The following is a 2,304-nucleotide window of genomic DNA, read 5'->3' as shown; positions in this document are numbered from 1 at the left end:
TGGGGGGCGCGGCGGGGGCCGGGGGCGGCTGCGGTGCGGGCTGCTGCTGGACGGGCTGCTCCGGCGCCGGGTGCTCGACCGGCCCGGGCAGGGGCTCGGCCACCGGCTGCGGCTCGGGCATCTGCGCGTCGGCGTACGCGGCCATGCCGGGGTCCAGCGCCCCGCCCTCGTACAGCCCGTGGTCCGGCTGCTGCGGGTACGGCTGCTGCATCGCGGCCTGCATCTGCTGCTCGTACTGCTGCTGCTCGTACTGCGCCTGCTGGTCGTACGGGGTCTGCTGGTCGTACGGGGTCTGCGGGTCGTACGGGGTCTGCGGGTCGTACTGGGCCTGCTGCTCGCTCCAAGCGCCCTGCGCGCCCGGCATCAGCAGCAGGTCGTCCTCCTCGCCGCCGGTTTCGGGGCCGTCGAGGAAGGTGTATCCGGTGCCGGGCGGAACACCGGGCTGCGGCTGTTCGGTGTAACCGGCGTCGGCAGGCGGGGCGTGGACATCCGCCGGGTGCGGTTGTCCGAGTCGTCCGCCTGCGTTCTCCGGCAGTCCCTCGCCCGGGACCTGGCCGGTGTCGGTCATGCGTACCCCTCGCCCATCGCTAGTGCTCCTTCCAACCGCCTACCGCCGGGAGCAAGCCCCGTGAGCAAGAACGAGCGTGCGCCGTGCGCGGCACGTGGCACGCCCGAGGCTTGCCCACCGCGACCCGGTAAGAAAGGGGCACATTCCGGCCTTTGGCCGATAAAGCGCCGAACACCGGGCAGCGGCACAGGCAGTACAACGATCCGCCAGCCTACCCCGCGCGACGCTTCCAGAAGGTCACCGGGGCGAAGCTCGGGGCGAACGTCACAGGGACAAAATCACTGGTGCGGGCGGTGTCCGCAGAGGAGGAAGGTGACCGCGCGTTCGCGTTCGGCCCACACCCGGGTGTCCAACTCGACGGATTGCAGCAGCAGGCACTCGACCCCGTAGCCGCCGTCCTCCAGGGCGGCGCCGATGGCCTCCGCCTCGTCGCGGGTGGTGGCGTGGGTGACGATGCGCTCGGGGCGGCGCGCGGCGCACGCGGCGACGACGGGTGCGCCCCCGCCGCCGACGCGGACGACGTCCGGCTCGGGCAGGTCTTCGAGGACGTCGGGCGCGGTGCCGTGGACGACCTGGAGCTGGACGCCGAAACGGCGGGCGAGGGTTTCGGCGCGTTCGCAGGCCTCCCGGTCGCGGTCGACGGCGATGACGGCGGCGCCGAACCCGGCGGTTTCGACGGCCGCGGCGCCGCTGCCCGCGCCGATGTCCCAGACCAGGTCGCCGACGCGGGGGCCGAGGCGGGCGAGTTGGAAGGCGCGCAGCTGCTGCGACTCGTGCTCGCCGAGCACGGTCGCGTACGCGGGGGCGGGCAGCGCCCAGCCGCGTACGGAGCCGGGGTAGCCGGGGTCGCGCCCGGCGATCCAGCTGCCGCTCTGGAGGGAGCCGCGGGCGGCGCCGGTGGGGGTGCCGGTGCGGGCGGCGGCGACGCCGGAGCCGCCGATGACGATGACGACGTTGGGGTCGCGCCAGGTGTGGTCGGCGGCCTTGTCGGAGGTCAGCACGGTGACCTGCTCGCGTTCGGTGCCCAGGGCCTCGCAGATGACGAAGGTGCGGTGCACCGGGCCGAGGAGCAGGGCGAGTTCGGCGGGGCCCGCGCCCGGTGAGGTGAGGACGGCGACCTTGGTGTGGGCGCGGCAGACGTTGACGGCGCGCCGCAGGTCGCGGCTGTGGGCGACGACGACCTGGGCGTCGTCCCAGGGCATCCCGGCCCGGGCGAAGGCGGCGGCGACGGAGGAGACGGCGGGCACGACCTCGACCTCCAGGCCGTGCTCGGGGGCGCGCAGGGCGCGTACGACGCCGAAGAAGCCGGGGTCGCCGTCGGCCAGGACCACGGCCGAGCCGCGGTGCTGGGCGATGCGGCGGGCGGCGAGGTCCACGCTGCCGAGCCGGATGCGTTCGGCGCCGGGCGGGACTTCGGGCAGCGCCAGGTGGTGGGCGGCACCGGCCACGAGGGTGGCCGCACCGAGGGCGGATCGGGCCACGTCCGTGAGCGGGGAGCCGTCCCAACCGATCACCGTGACGCGGTCGGCCATCGTCGTCTGTCTCCCCTATGTGTCGCAGGTCGGTCGCGGGTGGTGCGCGCGGCCCGCGGTGCGTGGTGCGCGCGGGCGGTGTCGCGGGTGGCGTACCACGGGTGGCGTGCCGCGGCGGCCGTGGCGGGTACGCCGCGGTGCGCGTGCCGCGGACGCGCGTATCGCGGCGGTGGGCGGGCCGGCCCGCAGGTGCTCAGCCCGGAG

At 75.4% G+C, this 2,304-nt stretch carries 1 protein-coding gene and 1 pseudogene; both read right to left on the bottom strand.

Annotated elements, in window-relative coordinates; translation table 11 throughout:
• Window positions 1–568: pseudogene (locus tag EEJ42_RS32165) on the bottom strand (hypothetical protein); the annotation flags it as partial.
• A 278-nt stretch (window positions 569–846) separates the two neighbouring features.
• Complete coding sequence (gene cbiE / locus EEJ42_RS32160) at window positions 847–2,100, bottom strand: precorrin-6y C5,15-methyltransferase (decarboxylating) subunit CbiE (RefSeq protein ID WP_123105435.1); 1,254 nt, start codon at window positions 2,098–2,100, stop codon at window positions 847–849.
• Window positions 2,101–2,304: the final 204 nt, after the last annotated feature.

Origin of the sequence: Streptomyces botrytidirepellens (genome assembly GCF_003721215.1) — a bacterium.
Taxonomy (GTDB): domain Bacteria; phylum Actinomycetota; class Actinomycetes; order Streptomycetales; family Streptomycetaceae; genus Streptomyces; species Streptomyces himastatinicus.
The sequence above is the reverse complement of the archived record's forward strand: the minus strand, read 5'-3'. Positions and strand labels throughout refer to the sequence as shown.